The following is a 16,538-nucleotide window of genomic DNA, read 5'->3' as shown; positions in this document are numbered from 1 at the left end:
CGTCTCCGGGCGGGGCGGACCCGGCCGGTGACGTTCAGCCCCGGTGCGGGGTGCGGCGCTCGACGGCCGCGCGGAGGACGTCCCGGTAACGGGAGCCGATGCGCTCGGTCGCGTACTCGGCCGCAGCGGTCGTCGCTCCGGCCTGGTGGCGCTCCCGGGCGTCGGCGTCCGTGAGCGCGCGCACGAGGGCGGCGCGCAGCGCGTCGACGTCGCCGGGCTCCACGAGCAGACCCGAGACGTCGTCACGGACGACGTCCCGGATGCCCGGGAGGTCGCTGGCCACGATCGCCGCGCCGACCGCCGCCGCCTCGAGGAGCGTCACCGGGAGTCCCTCCTGGTCGCCGTTCGCGGCCGGTACGGACGGCAGGGCCACGACGGTGGCGGACGCCAGGGTGGCGAGCACCTCGCTCTTGCCGCGCTGCCCGACGAAGGTGACCGGCAGCCCCGCGGCCTGTCGTTCGAGGCGCTCGCGCCACGGGCCGTCGCCGACGACGGTCAACGACCAGTCGACGCCCTCGAGGCCGCGGAGTGCCTCGACGAGGTTCCCGAAGCCCTTCTTCTCCACCAGCCGGCCGACGGCCACCACGTGCCCGGGCCGCCGGACGGTGGTCTCCCTGGCCGCGACCGCGGGCGCGAGGTCGACACCCATCGGGACGACGCTCGACCGGGCCGGGTCGACACCCCACTCCGTCAGGCGGGCCCGCATCTCGTCGTTGACGGTGGTCACGTGCGCCGAACGCCCGAACACCCAGCGCTTCAGCCGGACCAGCGGCGCGGCGCGGAGCGCGTAGACGTCGCCGCCGTGCGTCGTGACGACGAGGGGCACCCCGGGCGCCGCCAGTGCCGCGACGAGTCCCTGGGGGATCGCCCAGTGCGCGTGGATCACGTCGGGACGTGCGGCACGGACGGCTCGACGCACCGCGAGGAACTGCGCCGCGAGGAGTGCCGGCACCTGGAGGAGACGCTTCCGGTCGGCCTTGAGGTTGTCCAGGATCGCGCCGTCGGCCAGGTCCTCGAAGTGCCGCGGGAAGTAGGCGAACCGACGCACCCGGACGCCGTCGATCGTCTCCGAGCGGGCGGCGCCGGCGACCCGCGGTGTCAGCACCGCGGTGTCGAACTCGACCGCTTCCTGCCGTGCCAGGTTGAGCACGAAGGCGGGGACGCCGTCGTCGGGGTGGGCGGGGAAGGTGGATGCGAGCACGAGCAGGCGGGGACGACCGGTGCTGGGGCGGACGGGTGCGGGCAAGGGGGTGCCTTCCGGGTGGACGGTCGTTCGGCGGACGGGTCCCGTTCGATCGGGGACGCCGCGCGGGTTGGTACGCTGCTCGGGGCCCGCGGTGCGACCGCTGCGCAGGCCGGCAGGACCGGAGCAGGAGACCCGTGCGCGTACTCATCCACAATAGCGATTCGCCCCACAACCGAGGGGACCGGGCGATCCTCGCCGGGAACATCGAGCTCGCCCGCCGGCGGTGGCCGGGCGCCGAGATCGTGTCGCTGTCGCAGTACCCCGAGCGCGACGGAGCCTGGTTCGGCATCCGGTTCCTCCCGATGTCGCCGTACAGCACCGGGATCGGCGACCTCTTCCGCCTGCTCCGGGCTGCCCGGACCGCGGACGTCGTCCTCTGGGGCGGTGGCGAGATCCTCAAGGACTACACGAACAAGCTCGGCCTGGTCTACTGGCTGCTGAAGTTCGTGCTCGTCCGTGCGGTCAACCGGCACGTCGTCGGGGCGTTCCAGGGCATCGGCCCGACCTCCGCCGGCATCAGCAAGCGGCTGATCCGAGCGACGGTGGACCTCACCGAGGTCTTCATCGTCCGCGACGAGGAGTCGCGGGAGAAGCTGCGTTCGTGGGGTGTCCGGACGCCCGTCATCGCCTCCTTCGACCCCGCGGTGGTCGGCACCGTGACCGCACCGGACGCGGACGTGCTCGCGCGGCTCCAGCGGACCACCGGCCTGTCGGCGGATCAGCTCGACGGGTCGGTCGGCATCGGCGTCCGACGCTGGTTCCACTACAAGCGCAGCGGCTGGATCCCGTTCCGCTTCATCCCGAAGGCGCTGCGTCGGTCGCACGTCGAGTCCGCCGACCTCGTGACCTACCGTGCGGCGCTCGCGGAGCTCGTCGACACGGTCGTCGAACGGTGGGACGTCGACGTCGTCTTCTACCCCATGCACATGGAGGCCTCCGAGGGCGACGCCGCGTTCGCGCGCGAGGTCATCGCCCAGATGCGCCACGGCGTCCGAGCGCACGTCGTCGAGGCCGACGAGTTCTCGCCCGCCGAGTACGCCGGCCTGATGTCGCGGAGTCGGCTCTTCATCGCGAGCCGTCTCCACTCGGCGATCGTGGCGACGATCGCGGGCGTGCCGGCCACCGTGCTGTACTACGTCGACAAGGGGCGGCTCTTCTTCGAGCAGATCGGCCAGCAGCGGTACGCCCGCCCGATCGAGGACGCTCTGGAGCCGACCTTCGTCGCCGACGTCGTCGCGTCGCTCGAGGACCTCGACGAGCACCGTGAGCGTGTGGTCGCGGACCTCGCCGCCGGTGTGGAGCGCATGACCGGTGCCCTGCACACGGACTTCGCCCGCGGAACCGAGGGCGTGCGGTGAGCGCGACGACGAAGCGGGTCCTGCGACGGGCGGTGCCCATCGCCTTCTACGTCCTGCTCGCGGTGTTCCTCTTCCTCTACGTCCGCAGCGTCGACTGGGGGCAGCTCGCCGGTATCCGCTGGAACTGGTGGTGGGTCGCCGTGGCGACGGTCATCAGCCTCGGCTTCCGGTACTGGGGCGTCGGCATCTGGTTCTTCCTGCTCAGGCGCCTCGGCGCGACCGGCCTGCGGGGGAGCGGTGTCGCGCTGACCTTCGTCTACGCCAAGTCGTGGATGGGCCGCTACATCCCGGGAGCCGCGACCTGGATCATCGGTAAGGTCTACTTCGCCTCGAAGCACGGCGTCTCCCGCGCGCGGCTGGGGGTGAGCGGGCTGCTCGAGGGCGCCCTGCAGATCGCCGCGACGCTGGCGCTGGCGCTCGTGCTCCTGCTGATCGATCCGCGGACGCACACGCTCGACCCCTGGATCATCGCGCTCATGGTCGTCGCCTTCATCGGCTGCGTGGTCTGCCTCGTGCCGAGGGTGTTCGTGTTCCTCATCAGCACGGCGTTGCGGATCCTCCGCCGCCCGCCGCTCGACGCCGACGTCGCGCCGAGCCTCGGCACCGTGCTCGGCGGTGCCGGGCTCTACGTCGCCGGCGCCGTGCTCTCGGGGAGTGCGTACTACTTCATCACGCTCGCCGTCTACCCGTCCCTGCGTCCCGCGGACGCGGCGTTCGTGATCGGGGCGGCCAGCATGGCGTCCGCGATCAGCATGCTCGCCGTGTTCGCCCCGGGCGGGCTCGGTGTGCGCGAGGGCGTCCAGGCGCTCCTCCTCGGCCTCGTGATGCCGGGACCGATCGCGCTCGTCGTGGTCGTCGTCACCCGCGTCTGGAGCCTGGCCGTCGACGGCCTCTTCCTGCTCACCGCCGCTGTGCCGACGTGGTTCTCGAAGCGGGGGAGACCGGACCAGGCCGACCCGGCCGGGGTCGAGCCCGCTCCGGGGCGCTGACCGGCAGGTCGGCGGCCCGTCGACCGGCTCCGACGTCGGCAGGCGGTCAGGCGGTCGTGACCACCCCGGGCGCTCGCGTCGGCGCTGCGCTGCGCACCACCGCGGTCACCGTCGCGACGAGACCGACGAGCACGAGCGCGACGAGGACGGCGACGACCGACGGCGGGACCGGTCCGAGCGCCACGTACCGCTCGACACCGGCGGGTGTGACGGGGAACCGCGCGGCGTTCCAGAACCAGCTGGAGACCACGCCGAGTCCGTAGAGCCCGACCGCCGGCAGCGCGATCGACAGTCCGACGGCGGTCCGGGCCCGCGCAGTCGGTCCGCCGGCCATCCGCCGCCACGCGATCGCGCTCACGGCGACCAGGCAGACGATCGCGGGGAAGTAGTAGCGGCCCTGCGTCGCGGCGACCTCGGTCGTGGTCAGGTAGGCGTGGGCACTCGTGTAGGTCTGGATCGCGATGAGCAGTGCCGGGAAGACCGCGAGCACGACGACGGCGCGGCGGTCCGGACCCTTGCGGAAGGCGAATGCCACGACGACGGCGAGCGTGACGAGGGTGAGCACGCTGGTGAGCACGTCACCGATCGAGACCTGGGCCTTGATGCCGGGGCTGCCCCAGAAGGTCCGGGCCAACGTCCCCCAGCTGACGTCCAGGAAGTGCGACAGCGTCGGGTGCTCGCCGGGAGGGAACTCCTTGGGCGGACGCATCGCGGTGTACCCGTTCGGCTGCACCCGCCCGTACGCCAGGACGTTGTGGACCCACCACCAGGCGCCGATGCCCGCGGTGACGGCCATCGTCACGACCGTCCGGACGAGTCGGGTGCGGAGCGGGAGCAACCCGCTGCCGGCGACGAGCACGACGAGCGCGGCGAAGGGGACGGCGGGGAGTCCCGTCCCCTTGATCCACACGAGGCCGCCGAGCACGACACCGAGGGCGAGCGTCGTCCGCCAGCGGTGGTCGCCGGTCAGCAGGCGGACCGTGAGCCACGCGACCACGGCCGCGAACAGCATCACGGGTGCGTCGTTCGACACCGAGGACGCGATCGAGGCCAGCTGCGGGATGCCGAACAGTGCCAGCGCCCCGACCAGGCCCGCGCGAGGTGAGCGGGTGAGTCGCCGGACCGAGGCCCAGGTCAGGAGCGGGAGGAGGGTGACCGCCGCCACGTCGACGAGGCGCAGCACGAGGACGGCGTGGTCCCACCGGAGGCCGGCGAAGTGGACGGCCTTCAGGACCAACGCCCCCACCAGGTAGGCGGTGGGCGGGTGCTGCGTCATCTGGTCGACGGTGCTCGACTCACCCGGAGCGCCCCCGAGCAGCTCCGCGAAGTCCGACCACTCGGACTTGGGCAGGGTCGCCTGCTGCGCGGCCGCGGCCTGCACCGCGTTGAGCACGTGCATCTCCCCGGGAGCCACCCAGGGGGCACTCGTCGCGAGGTGCACCGTCGCGTCGATGTGCGCGGTCTCGTCAGGAGCCTGGAACACGGGGACGACCAGCGCCCACACGAGCAACCAGAGCCCGAACGTGACCGTGACCACGGCGACGGCCACGCGCTCCCGACGATCGACGGGCGGTGCGCTGTCTCGGAGTCCGGGCGTCGTCACCGGACCATCCTACGGACGGCGCGTGAGCGGCTGGACTCAGACCTCGGGGACGCGGACCGTCTCCGGCGTCGCGTCCGCGCGCCGGGCGGACTCCTGCTCGACCCGGTCGGGGTGGTACACCCACACCTTGTAGAGCCAGAAGCGGAAGATCGTGCCGAGCCCCAGCCCGATCACGTTGCCGGAGATGTTGTCGGCGAGTGCCGAGGTGAAGCCGAGCGCGTAGTGCGAGACCGCCAGGCAGCCGAGCGAGATGACCATCCCGCCGAGGGACACGACGACGAACTCGAAGCCCTCCTTCGCAGCGACGGAGCGGCGCTGGTGCCGGAACGTCCAGTACCGGTTGCCGATCCAGTTCACGAAGATCGCGACCGTCGTGGAGACGACCTTCGCCCAGAACGGACCGCTGTGCACCTCGTCCGGCGAGAGCACCGTGGCGCGGAGGACGTTGAAGACCCCCAGGTCGACGACGAAGCCGATCGCCCCGACCACGCCGAAGCGTGCGAGTTGTGCGATGAGTCGCCGCACGTGCTCTCCTGATTCCGTAGAGTTGGCCGGGACCGGCCAGCGGTCGGAACGGGGCAGATCGATGATCGGCCTCGACGGATTGTAGTCGAGCGGTCGCGGACCGAGGTCCGGAATCGCGGAAGGAACGCACAGGATGGCGCTGCACGTCGGAGTGATCGGTGGGGGACAACTGGCGCGGATGATGGTCCCCGCCGCCGTCGAGCTCGGGCTCGAGATCAGCGTCCTCGCCGAGGGGCCCGGGATGTCCGCCGCGATCGCCGCCACGGCCGAGGGCGACCACCGCGACGTCGACACCGTCCTCGCCTTCGCGCGGGGCGTCGACGTCGTGACCTTCGACCACGAGCACGTCCCGCAGGACGTCCTCCGTCGCCTCGTCGACGAGGGCGTTGCGGTGCACCCGGGGCCGGACGCGCTCGCGGTCGCGCAGGACAAGATCACCATGCGTCGACGGCTCAGCGAGCTCGGCGTCCCCGTCCCGGACTGGGCGGCCGTCGAGGACCGGTCCGCCCTCGCCGCCTTCCTGGCCGACCACGGCGGACGCGCCGTCGTGAAGACCCCGCGTGGCGGCTACGACGGCAAGGGTGTCCGTGTCGTCTCCGACCCGTCCGACGTCGACGACTGGTTCACCGCCGTCGCCGAGCTCGGCGACGGGCAGGCCCTGCTCGTCGAGGAACTCGTCCCCTTCACCCGCGAGCTCGCGCAGTCCGTCGCACGTCGCCCCTCGGGCCAGGTCGTGGCCTGGCCGCTCGTCGAGACCGTGCAGCGGGACGGCGTCTGCGCCGAGGTCATCGCGCCGGCGCCGGCCGCCGCGGGGCGACTGGCGGACGCGGCGGAGTCCCTCGCGGTCCGGATCGCCGAGGAGCTCGGCGTGACGGGGGTGCTGGCGGTCGAGCTGTTCCAGACCGCCGACGAGCGGATCCTGGTGAACGAACTCGCGATGCGCCCGCACAACACCGGGCACTGGACGATCGACGGGGCGACGACGAGCCAGTTCGCGCAGCACCTGCGCGCCGTCCTCGACCTGCCCCTCGGCACGACCGGCATGCACGCGCCGGCGGCCGTGATGGTCAACGTCCTCGGTGGGCCGGCCGACGGCGACCTCGCGGCCCGCTACCCGGCCGCACTGGCGGACTTCCCGGAGGCCGGGTTCCACTTCTACGGCAAGGCCCCTCGTCCCGGCCGCAAGGTCGGGCACGTCACGGTGCTGGGCGAGGACGTGGACGACGTCGCCTACCGCGCCCGCGCCGCGGCAGCGCACTTCGACGACTGACCGCGTCCTCGCCGGTCTGCTGGACGGACGCCGGGCCCTCACCCGCCGCTAGGCTCGTGCCGTGACCGACACCACCGCCGCCACCGCACCGCTCGTCTCGATCATCATGGGGTCCGACTCGGACTGGCCGACCATGCGTGCGGCCGCCGACATCCTCGGGGAACTGGGCATCGCGTTCGAGGCCGACGTCGTCTCGGCGCACCGGACGCCCGACAAGATGGTCGACTTCGCCCGTGCCGCAGCCGCCCGGGGCATCCGTGTCGTCATCGCCGGAGCCGGTGGAGCGGCGCACCTGCCGGGCATGGTCGCGTCGTTGACCACGCTGCCGGTGATCGGGGTCCCCGTGCAGCTCGCGCGCCTCGACGGGCTCGACTCGCTGCTCTCGATCGTGCAGATGCCGGCCGGGATCCCGGTCGCGACCATGGCGATCAACGGTGCGGCCAACGCCGGTCTGCTGGCCGCGCGGATCATCGGCACGACCGACGCCGGGGTCCGATCGGCCCTCGCGGAGTACGCCGACGGACTCGAGCAGGTCGTCGAGCGGAAGGCACGCGCCCTGCGCGAGGCGCTCTGAGCGCTCGCGGGCGGCCGTTCAGGACACGCTGACGGCGCCCGTCCTGCCGTCGACGCTGACCGTCGTGGTGCCGGCGGTGGTGGAGGTCGTCGCGGTCCACACCGGGGCCGAAGCCGGACCACCGAGCACCACCGAGACGAGCGTGCTGCCCGGCACCGCTCCGAGAGCCGAGGTGGCCGCGCGGTCCGCCGTGACCTGCAGGCCCTCGGTCCGGGACACGTCCGACTGCCGCGTCGCCGCGTCGCTGTCCTTGGGGAACGGGCCCGACGTCACCCGGCCCAGCGTGGCCGACACCACGGACTGGGTACGTGCGCCGTCCGGACCGGACACCAGGACCGTCCAGTCGTCCCCGGAGCCGGCGATCGAGATCACGGTCCCGCCGCCGGCGGCGGCGATGCCCTGCTCGGCAACGGCCGCCCAGTCGACGGTGGCCGGTGCGTCGGCCCCGCTGCCGTTGCCCGTTCCCTGACCGCTGCCGTCGGCGGGGGCGTCCTCGGTCGGGCCCGCGCTCGACGTGTCGCTGCCCGCCGTCGGGGTGCCGGCCGGCTCCGGGACCGGGGCGGAACGCGTGGGCGTCGGGCTGGTGCTCGGCGTCCGGGTGGCGGCGGACGCCGACGTCGAGGGTGCAGGGTCGTCGGCGCGGGAGCACGATGCGAGGGTGGTGCCGAGCCCGGCTGCGAGCGCGATCGCGGTGACGATGGCCGAGGTGCGGTGAGGACGCGTCATGGGTGTGATGATCGCAGCACTGTGCGACGATCCGTCCGCCCGACACGGTGGCGCGGAGGATCGGTGCAGTCCCGTGACCGGTGCTGCGCCAGGTTCGGAGGCATCGTCGTGCCGGCTGGTCGTCGTGCCCGTCGGTCGTCGTGCCCGCTGGTCGTCGTGCCCGACGGGGTCAGAGGTCCGCGTGCAGCTGCCAGACCTCTTCGGCGGAGTCCCGCCAGTCGAACATCCGTGCCCGGTCGGGTCCGGTGACGGCGAGTCGTGACGCGAGCACCGGGTCGTTGACGACCTGGAAGACGGCCTGTGCCAGGCGCTCCGGGTAGCCCTCGAGGTCGTGGCGGGCCACGGTCACGCCGGCGTCCGCAGCGACCTCACGGACGGCGGCGTCGTCCGAGTGCACGACGGGGGTGCCGAACGACATCGCCTCGACGACCGGCAGACCGAAGCCCTCGGCGAGGCTGGGGAACACGAAGACCGTGGCCCGGTCGTAGGCGACGGCAAGGTCGGCGTCCTCGATGCGCCCGAGCACCTTGACCCGATCGGGCGCGAGCCCGGCGGCCTCGGCCGTGCCGTGGACGTCCACGTCCCCCCACCCGTCCGGGCCTGCCACGACGAGGGGGACGTCCGCGGGGGCGGCGGGGTGGGCCATGGCCCGGATCAGGTGGCCGAGGCCCTTCCGCGGCTCGAGCGTGCCGACGGCGAGCACGTAGCGCTCGGGGAGGCCGAGGCGTTCGGCGCGCAGGTCGGCGTCCGGCGGGACGGCGAGTCGTCCGCTCGGTGCGCCGCCGATGACCCGGATGCGCTCGTCGAAGCGGTGGATGCGGTTCAGTTCGGCTGCCACGGCGTGCGTGGGGACGACGACCGCGTCCGCGTGGCGCCAGGCGCGCTTGACCATCGACTTGTGGAAGTGCACCCCACGGGGCGTGAGGGTCTCGGGGTGCGTCCACGGCACCACGTCGTGCACGGTGACGACGGTCTGGTGACCAGGGTCCTGGAACCGGTCGTGCCGGACCAACGGCGCCAGCACGCTCGGCGCGTGGACCATGCCGGCAGAGGCCCCTCTGGCCAGCCCGGCCTGCCACGCGAGGGCGAGCTCGCGTCGGCCGAGGGGGAGACGGTCGAACCCGGCGAGTCCGGGGAGCAGGGTCCGGAGGCGGTCGAGGTCGGCGGCCGGCGCTGCGGACACGACGGCCTCCACGTCGCATCCCGGCGGTGCCGTCGCGACGAGCTGCCGGGTGAGCTCCTCCGCGTACCGCCCGATCCCGCCGGGAACGGGCGAGATCACCTGGTCGAGGATCACACGGAGGGTGGTCATCGGTGGCTCCTCGTGGTGCTGGTGGACGGGCTCCGACCCTACCAGCGGGGTCCGCTCGCTCCTGGGTGCGTTCGGTCGTGGCACGGTCGTTCGTTAGGGTTGGACGGACCGAAGGGGACCCTTGGCAACAACAACCGCACCGGGGCGCAGGCTGCGCGCCCTCCACGCTGCTCCGCTCGTCCGCGTCCTCGAGAACCCCTGGACCCTGCGCCTGACGCTCGTCCTCTTCGTGCTCGTGGGCGCGGTGTTCTCCGTCGCCGTCCACATGCCGGTCGTCGACGGCGTCGGCAACGTGCCCTACGCGGGGACCATCGCGCCGGACGAGAACCGACACATCGCGAACATCCTGTACTACGCGGGGCGCAGCGTCTGGGCCGGTCCCGTCATCACGGACGCCCCGGCGAGCCTGCTGCAGATGGGCGAGATCGAACGCTTCCCGAGCTACGTCTACTACTACGTGATGAGCTTCCCGGTGAAGCCGCTGCTCGACCTCGGCGCACCGTACTCGGTCATCGTGGTGGCGCTGCGCTTCGCCAACGTCCTGATCGCGGCGGTCGGTCTCGTGGTCGTCCACCGCCTGGTCCGCACGATGGGTACGGCGCCCTGGGTCGCGACGCTCGTCGTGGTGCTGCTCGCGGGCACCGGCCGGTACGAGTGGCAGGCGGCTGCCGTCACGTACGATACCCCGGCCAACACGCTGTTCTTCCTCTGCCTGCTCTTCTGCGCGCGCCTGATCCGTTCGAGCGGACACGCGTACTCGGACCTCTTCCGTGCCCTCGTCCTGGGGGCCCTCGCCATCGTGGTGAAGTACACGTTCGTCCCGTTCGTGCTCGTCGCGGTCGCGGTCGCCGTCGCCCTCGTGCTGCAGCGGGACGGTGTCCGCACGTTCGCACACCCGGTGCAGCGCTTCCGTCGGGTCTTCGCGGAACACCCGGTGACGTCGTCGCTGTGGGCGTTGCTCTTCGTGGTCACCGCGGCGGTGCTGCTCGAGCGCATCGGCGGCAACCTCCTCGTCTACGGCCAGTTCAACCCGTCCTGCACCAAGCTGCACACCCACCAGGAGTGCCTGGCGTTCGACATCTACCGGCGGAACTACTGGGCGGCGAGGGCGCACGACCTCGGGATCGTCAACGCCGTACCGCAGACGCCGTTCGACCTCTTCGAGTTCGTCGGCAGCTGGATCAGCGCCTACTTCCAGAGCATGTTCTTCTACCGCGGACGCAACACCGTGTGGCAGGTCTCCACCGTCGTGCAGATCGCCGGCGCGGTCACGTTCGTCGTCGCGGTCGTCGCGACGCTGCTGTCCTTCCGGAGCCTCGTCCGGACGCGGGCATCGGTCTGGGGGCTCTTCGTCGCCGGGAGCTACGTGGTGGCGATGTTCTTCTTCAACCTCCGGACGTTCATCCGGCTCGACAACGAGTACGCCTTCTCCGGTCGGTACCTGTTGCCGGTGCTGCCGTTGATCTACGTGTTCGCGATCATCGCCGGTGTGGCACTCTGGCGCACGCTGCCGCACTGGTGGCGTCGGGTGCTCGTCGTGCCGGCGGTGCTGCTCGGCGTCCTCACCCTGGTGACGTACGCCGGACCGATCGCGTTCTTCACCTACGCGCGCGGCGAAGGCTGGTACACGCCGATCGCGCTCCACCTGCTGCCGAGCTTCCTGACGGGAGTCGCCTCGTGACCAAACGTCCCACCGAGCCCGACATCGGCGACACGATCGCCGGTGACGACCCGACGATCCGGACCGGTCAGATCCGCCCACGGCTCTCCCGACGGCACTGGTCCGTCGCGCTCGTGGTGCTGGTCGTCGCGGTGATGGCCGTCGGCTACGAGTTCCTCTCGGCACCCAACGCGCAGGTCATCGGCGCCTGCCGGGTGGTCGCCGGCGCGTCGCCGGCATCGCACACCGAGTGCTCCGGCGACGACCTGGCCGGCCGTGACCTGTCGGGGATCGACCTCCGACTCGCCGACCTGTCCGGAACGGACCTGCGAGGCGCCGACCTGGACGGAGCGATCCTCTACGGCGCCGACCTCTCGGGTGCCGACCTCAGCGGTGCCCGGTTCCGGGACGCCGACCTCACCCAGGCGGACCTCAGCGGCGCGACACTCTCCGACACCGACTTCACACGCGCCGGCATCAACGGCATGAACGTCGAGGACACCGTCCTGGCAGCGTCCACCTTCTCCGAGTGGGTCACGGACTCGGACCCGGTCCAGGTGACCCTGACCGCGGGCACGCAGCCGGGGATCGAGAAGAACACATGCGCGAAGCGGGAAGGGCTGTTCTACCCGGGAGAGAACGGCGTGACGTGCACGCTGTCGACGACGGCGGAGTACGACGGCACCCTGGAGTACACGCGGAACGTCGAGGTCAAGCTGCCACCCCAGGTAGACGTCCCCTCGACGGTGGCGCTCCGGGTGGGGCAGCAGGTGTCCGTGCAGTTCCAGGCGGACAGTCCGTTCCCGGCGGTCGTCACGGCCTTCTCGGCATCGCTGCCCGCGGGCCTCTCCTGGGACCCCGAGACGCTGACCGTCACCGGTGTGCCCGAACGTGCGGGCACCACGAAGGTCGAGTTCATCGCGGACAACGGCAAGCAGGTCCGGACCCCCGTGACGTTCCGCATCGGGCGCTGACCGTCCCACCGCACCAGCGGGAGGACGGGCACCGGGCCCCCGCGTGCAACGGATGCCGACGTCGACGGGGCACGAGACCCTCCGGTCTCGTGCCCCGTCGACGTCCTCGTCCGGTCAGGCGGTCAGGACACCCGCAGCCGCGGCGGCGTGGAGGGCGTCCCTCCAGTCACGCATCGGCGCCAGGCGGGCACGTCGCCAGCCGTCGTGTCCGAGGACACTGAACGCCGGCCGGGGCGCGGGACGGACGAACGCGGAACTGTCCGTGGGCAGCACGCGTTCCGGGTCCAGCCCGACCTCCTCGAAGATCGCCCGCGTGAAGTCGAACCAGGAAGCCCGGCCACCGTTCGTGCCGTGGTAGATGCCGGCAGGAGCACCAGCGTCGAGCATCGCGACGATCTGGTCGGCGAGGTCGGCGGTCCACGTGGGCTGCCCGACCTGGTCGGTGACGACGCTCACGGTGTCGTGCGACGCCGCCAGCCGCACCATGGTCTTCGCGAAGTTCGGGCCGCCGGCACCGTAGAGCCAGGCCGTCCGCACGATGTACGACCTGTCCGGCGCGACAGAGCGGACCGCTGCCTCGCCGGCGGACTTGGTCCGCCCGTAGGCGCCGAGGGGCCGCGTCGGCTCGTCCTCGGCGTACGGGGTCGTCCCCGTGCCGTCGAACACGTAGTCCGTCGACACCTGCACCAGGCGTGCGCCCGTCGCCGCCACCGCGGTGGCGAGGACCTCGGGACCACGGGCGTTCACGGCGGCGGCGGCGTCCTCGTCGGACTCCGCGTCGTCGACCTTGGTGTACGCCGCGGCGTTGACCACGACGTCGTGTCCGGCCACCGCGTCGGAGACGGCAGCCTGGTCGGTGACGTCGAGGTCTGCGCGGGACAGGGCGGTGACGTCACGCCCTGCCAGCGATCGCTGGAGGTCCTGACCGAGCATGCCGGCCGCCCCGGTGATCAGGTAGCGCGTCATGCGATCGCCGCGCGCTCCTTGAGCGGCTCCCACCACGAGCGGTTGTCGCGGTACCACTGCACGACGTCGGCGAGGCCCTGCTCGAACGGCACCTGCGGCTCGTAGCCGAGCTCTGCCTGGATCTTCGAGATGTCGACCGAGTAGCGCAGATCGTGGCCGAGGCGGTCCTGCACGCGGTCGACGTACGACCAATCCTTGCCGGTCGCGTCGAGCAGGAGCTGCGTGAGCTCCTTGTTCGTGAGTTCCGTGCCGCCACCGATGTTGTACGTCTCGCCGGCGCGCCCACGGGTCAGCACCAACGCGATGCCGCGGGTGTGGTCGTCGACGTGCAGCCAGTCGCGGACGTTGTCGCCCTCGCCGTACAGCGGCACGTGCCGGTCGTCGATCAGGTTGGTGACGAAGAGCGGGATGACCTTCTCGGGGAAGTGGTAGGGCCCGTAGTTGTTCGAGCAGCGCGTGATCGAGAGGTTCAGCCCGTGCGTCCGGTGGTAGCTCCGGGCGAGCAGGTCGCTCCCGGCCTTCGACGCCGAGTAGGGCGAGTTGGGCTCGAGCGGACGGTCCTCGGCCCACGAACCCTCGCTGATGGAGCCGTAGACCTCGTCGGTGGAGACGTGCACGAAGCGCTCGGTCCCGTGCCGGAGCGCGGCGTCGAGCAGGCGCTGGGTGCCGACGACGTTCGTCTCGACGAAGATCCCGGAGTCACGCACCGAGCGGTCGACGTGCGACTCCGCGGCGAAGTGCACGATCGCGTCGACCGTCGGGACGACCTCGTCGAGCTTCGCGGCGTCACGGATGTCGCCCTGCACGAAGGTGTACCGCGGGGAGTCCGCGACGGGCGCGAGGTTCTCGAGGTTGCCCGAGTACGTCAGGGCGTCGTAGACGACGACCTCGGAGCCCTCGAGCCCCGGGTAGGCGTCCTCCAGGGTCCGACGGACGAAGTTCGAGCCGATGAAGCCGGCCCCTCCGGTGACGAGGATCTTCACGCTTGGTTTCCTTTTCGTGGCCGATGTGCGTCGGTCACGAGGAGCCGACGGCGGTCGGGGTCGAGTGTAGCGGGGGCCGGTCCGGCGTCAGTCGCCGTAGCGCGCGAGCTTCTGCAGGTCGAGCTGTTCCTCGGCCAGGGTCCGGTTCAGTCGTGTCAGGTCCGCGACCACGCCGATCGTGATCGACAGGAGCGCGCTGATCATGAGCACCATGCCCAGGATGAGCGACTGCAGGTGGTTGCCGCCGCTGTCCGTCCACAGCAGCACGAGGTACCGGACGAACGGGATCAGTCCGGCCACCCCGAAGACGGCGCTCACCCAGGCGAACAGTGCCATCGGCCGGTACATCAGGTAGACCCGCGCGATGGCCGACCCGGACTGGAACATGTGCTGCCAGATGTTCTTGAACAGCCGGGACTCGCGCGTCTTCGCGTTCGTCGTGATCGGGATGCTGGCGATGGCGAGACGCTTGTAGCCCGCCTGCACGATCGTCTCCATGCAGTAGCTGAAACGAGTGACGATGTTCAGACGGATGAGCGAGTACTTCGAGTAGGCGCGGAACCCACTCGCGGCGTCCGGCAGGTCGAGGCCGGCGGCCCGGCTGGCGACCCAGGAGCCGAAGCGCTGCATCGACTTCTTGAACCCGGAGAAGTGCTCGATGGTCCGGGTCTGCCGGTCGCCGATCACGATGTCGGCGTCGCCACGGAGGATCGGCTGGACGAGGTCGGCGATCTGCGACTGCGGGTACTGGTTGTCGCCGTCCGTGTTCACCACGATGTCGGCGCCGTGCAGCATGGCGTAGTCGACCCCGTCGCGGAAGGACCGCGCGAGACCCATGTTCCTCGTGTGCCGGACGAAGTGCCGGACGCCGTGCGCACGGGCGACCTCGACCGTGCGGTCGGTCGAGCCGTCGTCGATGACGAGGATCTCGATCTCGTCGACGCCGGGGATCGAGGTCGGGATGGTCTCGAGCACCGACGGGAGGGTCTGCTCCTCGTTCAGGCAGGGGATCTGGACGAACAGTTTCACGGGTGGTGGGTCCTGGGGGTCGTCGGCCGGGCTGCAGCCCGGGATCTTCGGGTCCCGGCCACACGGCCGGACGCGTGTCTTCGCGGACACACAGACGGTCGAGTCTACGCACAAGCGGGAACCGAGTCGAGAACGCCGTGGCCGGCCGTGCCACGATGGGGCGATGGCACCCCTCAGGTCGGCGATCGCCCGCGTCCTCCGGCGCGCCGGGACCACCCCCGCTGCGCCCCCACCGCTCGTCGGCTTCGTCGTGCACGGGGCAGGAGGGGTCCACCCGGCGTCCGCGCACGTCCGGGTGACCGGTCGGATGTCCGCACTCGCCGCGGACGGCCTCGCACGGACCGTCCAAGTCGACCCGGTGCGGTGGGCCGACGGTTCGGACACCGCGCACCTCGACGCCGTCCTGGTGCAGCGCGACGCGTTCCCGCTCGCGTCGCTCGACGCCGCGCTCGCGCGGGCACGCGACGAGGGCACGCGGATCGTCGCCGAGGTGGACGACGACTTCTTCACGCCCGAGGCGCGTGCCCGGCTGGCCCGTGCCGAGTACGCGCCGGACCGGCTGGCGTCGGTCGAACGGCTCGTGCGGTCCGCCGACGCGGTCGTGGTCGCCACCGAGCAGCTGCGCGAGGTGCTCGCGGCGCAGGGCGTCGACGCGGTCGTCGTCCCGAACGGCGTGCAGCCGGGACTCTGGCCCTCCCGTCCTGCCGAGCCGCCGAGCACCGGCGACCGGCGCGTCCTGTACATGGGCAGCGCGACGCACGCGGCGGACCTCGAACTCCTCCGCCCGGTGTTCGAAGGTCTCGTCACCGAGGACGGTCGCCGGGTGCGGCTCGAGGTGATCGGTGTCACCGGGGAGGACGGCACCTGGTTCGACCGGATCACGCTCCCCGAGGGGGCGACGCACTACCCGGCGTTCGTCGCCTTCCTGACGGGGCAGGCCGATCGGTGGTCCGCCGGGGTCGCGCCGCTGACCGGAGAGCGGTTCAACGACGCCAAGAGCGACCTGAAGTTCCTCGAGGTCACGATGCTCGGCCTGCCGTTCGTCGGCTCCGCCCGACCGTCCTACGCGGGTGCGGACCGGAACGGCGGGCTCCTCGTCGGCGACGACCCCGAGGAGTGGCGGACCGCGCTGGCCACCGCGTTCCGGGAGGGCCCCGAGCGCAACCGCCGCGCACGTGCGTACGTCGCCGCCCAGCGGGTCGTCTCCGCGGGCGCTCCGAACGCCGGGGAGCGGGCCTGGCGCCGCGCGCTCGGGATCGGCTGAGCGAGCCGGTCTGCCCGGGCCCCGGCAGCGTCGTCGGCCGGGTCGCCGTCGCGGTGCGG

At 71.8% G+C, this 16,538-nt stretch carries 15 protein-coding genes; 7 read left to right on the top strand and 8 right to left on the bottom strand.

All coding sequences use genetic code 11. The annotated features are described in order from the left end of the window. Positions 1 to 34: 34 nt before the first annotated feature. Positions 35 to 1,246 carry a glycosyltransferase gene (locus Q9R28_RS14760; protein WP_311206465.1) on the bottom strand — a complete coding sequence of 404 codons (1,212 nt, stop codon included), beginning with the start codon at positions 1,244 to 1,246 and terminating at the stop codon, positions 35 to 37. A gap of 134 nt (positions 1,247 to 1,380) precedes the next feature. Between Q9R28_RS14760 and Q9R28_RS14755 the strand changes: the two genes are divergently transcribed. Both Q9R28_RS14755 and Q9R28_RS14750 read left to right on the top strand, forming a co-directional pair. Beyond that, positions 1,381 to 2,604: a polysaccharide pyruvyl transferase family protein gene (locus tag Q9R28_RS14755; RefSeq protein WP_311206464.1), complete on the top strand. Its 1,224-nt coding sequence runs from the start codon at positions 1,381 to 1,383 to the stop codon at positions 2,602 to 2,604. Next, entirely contained in the window at positions 2,601 to 3,593 is a 993-nt protein-coding gene (locus Q9R28_RS14750) for a lysylphosphatidylglycerol synthase domain-containing protein (protein WP_311206463.1), read from the top strand. The genes Q9R28_RS14755 and Q9R28_RS14750 overlap by 4 nt, the downstream gene beginning before the upstream one ends. A gap of 46 nt (positions 3,594 to 3,639) precedes the next feature. Here the strand turns inward: Q9R28_RS14750 and Q9R28_RS14745 are convergent, their stop codons facing one another. Together Q9R28_RS14745 and Q9R28_RS14740 are read right to left on the bottom strand one after the other, a co-directional pair. After that, complete coding sequence (locus Q9R28_RS14745) at positions 3,640 to 5,196, bottom strand: DUF2142 domain-containing protein (protein ID WP_311206462.1); 1,557 nt, start codon at positions 5,194 to 5,196, stop codon at positions 3,640 to 3,642. Between the two features lie 36 nt (positions 5,197 to 5,232). Then, on the bottom strand, positions 5,233 to 5,721 hold the full coding sequence (locus Q9R28_RS14740) for a GtrA family protein (protein WP_066655053.1): 489 nt from the start codon (positions 5,719 to 5,721) through the stop codon (positions 5,233 to 5,235). A 133-nt stretch (positions 5,722 to 5,854) separates the two neighbouring features. Between Q9R28_RS14740 and Q9R28_RS14735 the strand changes: the two genes are divergently transcribed. Continuing rightward, complete coding sequence (locus Q9R28_RS14735) at positions 5,855 to 6,991, top strand: 5-(carboxyamino)imidazole ribonucleotide synthase (protein ID WP_311206461.1); 1,137 nt, start codon at positions 5,855 to 5,857, stop codon at positions 6,989 to 6,991. Positions 6,992 to 7,052: 61 nt separating this feature from the next. Next, positions 7,053 to 7,565, top strand: a complete 513-nt coding sequence (gene purE / locus Q9R28_RS14730) for a 5-(carboxyamino)imidazole ribonucleotide mutase (protein ID WP_311206460.1) — start codon at positions 7,053 to 7,055, stop codon at positions 7,563 to 7,565. An 18-nt stretch (positions 7,566 to 7,583) separates the two neighbouring features. Here the strand turns inward: purE and Q9R28_RS14725 are convergent, their stop codons facing one another. After that, positions 7,584 to 8,291 carry a hypothetical protein gene (locus Q9R28_RS14725; protein WP_066655046.1) on the bottom strand — a complete coding sequence of 236 codons (708 nt, stop codon included), beginning with the start codon at positions 8,289 to 8,291 and terminating at the stop codon, positions 7,584 to 7,586. Positions 8,292 to 8,460: 169 nt separating this feature from the next. Beyond that, positions 8,461 to 9,603: a glycosyltransferase family 1 protein gene (locus Q9R28_RS14720; protein WP_311206459.1), complete on the bottom strand. Its 1,143-nt coding sequence runs from the start codon at positions 9,601 to 9,603 to the stop codon at positions 8,461 to 8,463. Between the two features lie 121 nt (positions 9,604 to 9,724). Here Q9R28_RS14720 and Q9R28_RS14715 point away from each other — a divergent pair, with 121 nt between their 5' ends. Continuing rightward, entirely contained in the window at positions 9,725 to 11,284 is a 1,560-nt protein-coding gene (locus Q9R28_RS14715; protein ID WP_311206458.1) for a hypothetical protein, read from the top strand. Continuing rightward, entirely contained in the window at positions 11,281 to 12,237 is a 957-nt protein-coding gene (locus tag Q9R28_RS14710) for a pentapeptide repeat-containing protein (protein ID WP_311206457.1), read from the top strand. Before Q9R28_RS14715 ends, Q9R28_RS14710 begins: the two co-directional genes overlap by 4 nt. Positions 12,238 to 12,351: 114 nt before the next feature. On the opposite strand, the gene rfbD is transcribed toward Q9R28_RS14710, so the two are convergent. From rfbD to Q9R28_RS14695, 3 genes are all read right to left on the bottom strand, one after another. Further along, positions 12,352 to 13,203, bottom strand: coding sequence for a dTDP-4-dehydrorhamnose reductase (gene rfbD / locus Q9R28_RS14705; RefSeq protein WP_311206456.1), 852 nt, complete (start codon positions 13,201 to 13,203; stop codon positions 12,352 to 12,354). After that, positions 13,200 to 14,186, bottom strand: coding sequence for a dTDP-glucose 4,6-dehydratase (gene rfbB / locus Q9R28_RS14700; RefSeq protein ID WP_311206455.1), 987 nt, complete (start codon positions 14,184 to 14,186; stop codon positions 13,200 to 13,202). Before rfbB ends, rfbD begins: the two co-directional genes overlap by 4 nt. Positions 14,187 to 14,273: 87 nt before the next feature. Next, positions 14,274 to 15,215 (bottom strand): glycosyltransferase family 2 protein, encoded by a 942-nt coding sequence (locus Q9R28_RS14695; RefSeq protein WP_311206454.1) that lies wholly within the window; start codon positions 15,213 to 15,215, stop codon positions 14,274 to 14,276. A 163-nt stretch (positions 15,216 to 15,378) separates the two neighbouring features. Between Q9R28_RS14695 and Q9R28_RS14690 the strand changes: the two genes are divergently transcribed. Next, positions 15,379 to 16,479, top strand: a complete 1,101-nt coding sequence (locus Q9R28_RS14690; protein WP_311206453.1) for a hypothetical protein — start codon at positions 15,379 to 15,381, stop codon at positions 16,477 to 16,479. Positions 16,480 to 16,538 lie beyond the last annotated feature (59 nt).

Source organism: Curtobacterium sp. BRD11 (assembly GCF_031844345.1).
Lineage (GTDB): Bacteria > Actinomycetota > Actinomycetes > Actinomycetales > Microbacteriaceae > Curtobacterium.
The sequence above is the reverse complement of the archived record's forward strand: the minus strand, read 5'-3'. Positions and strand labels throughout refer to the sequence as shown.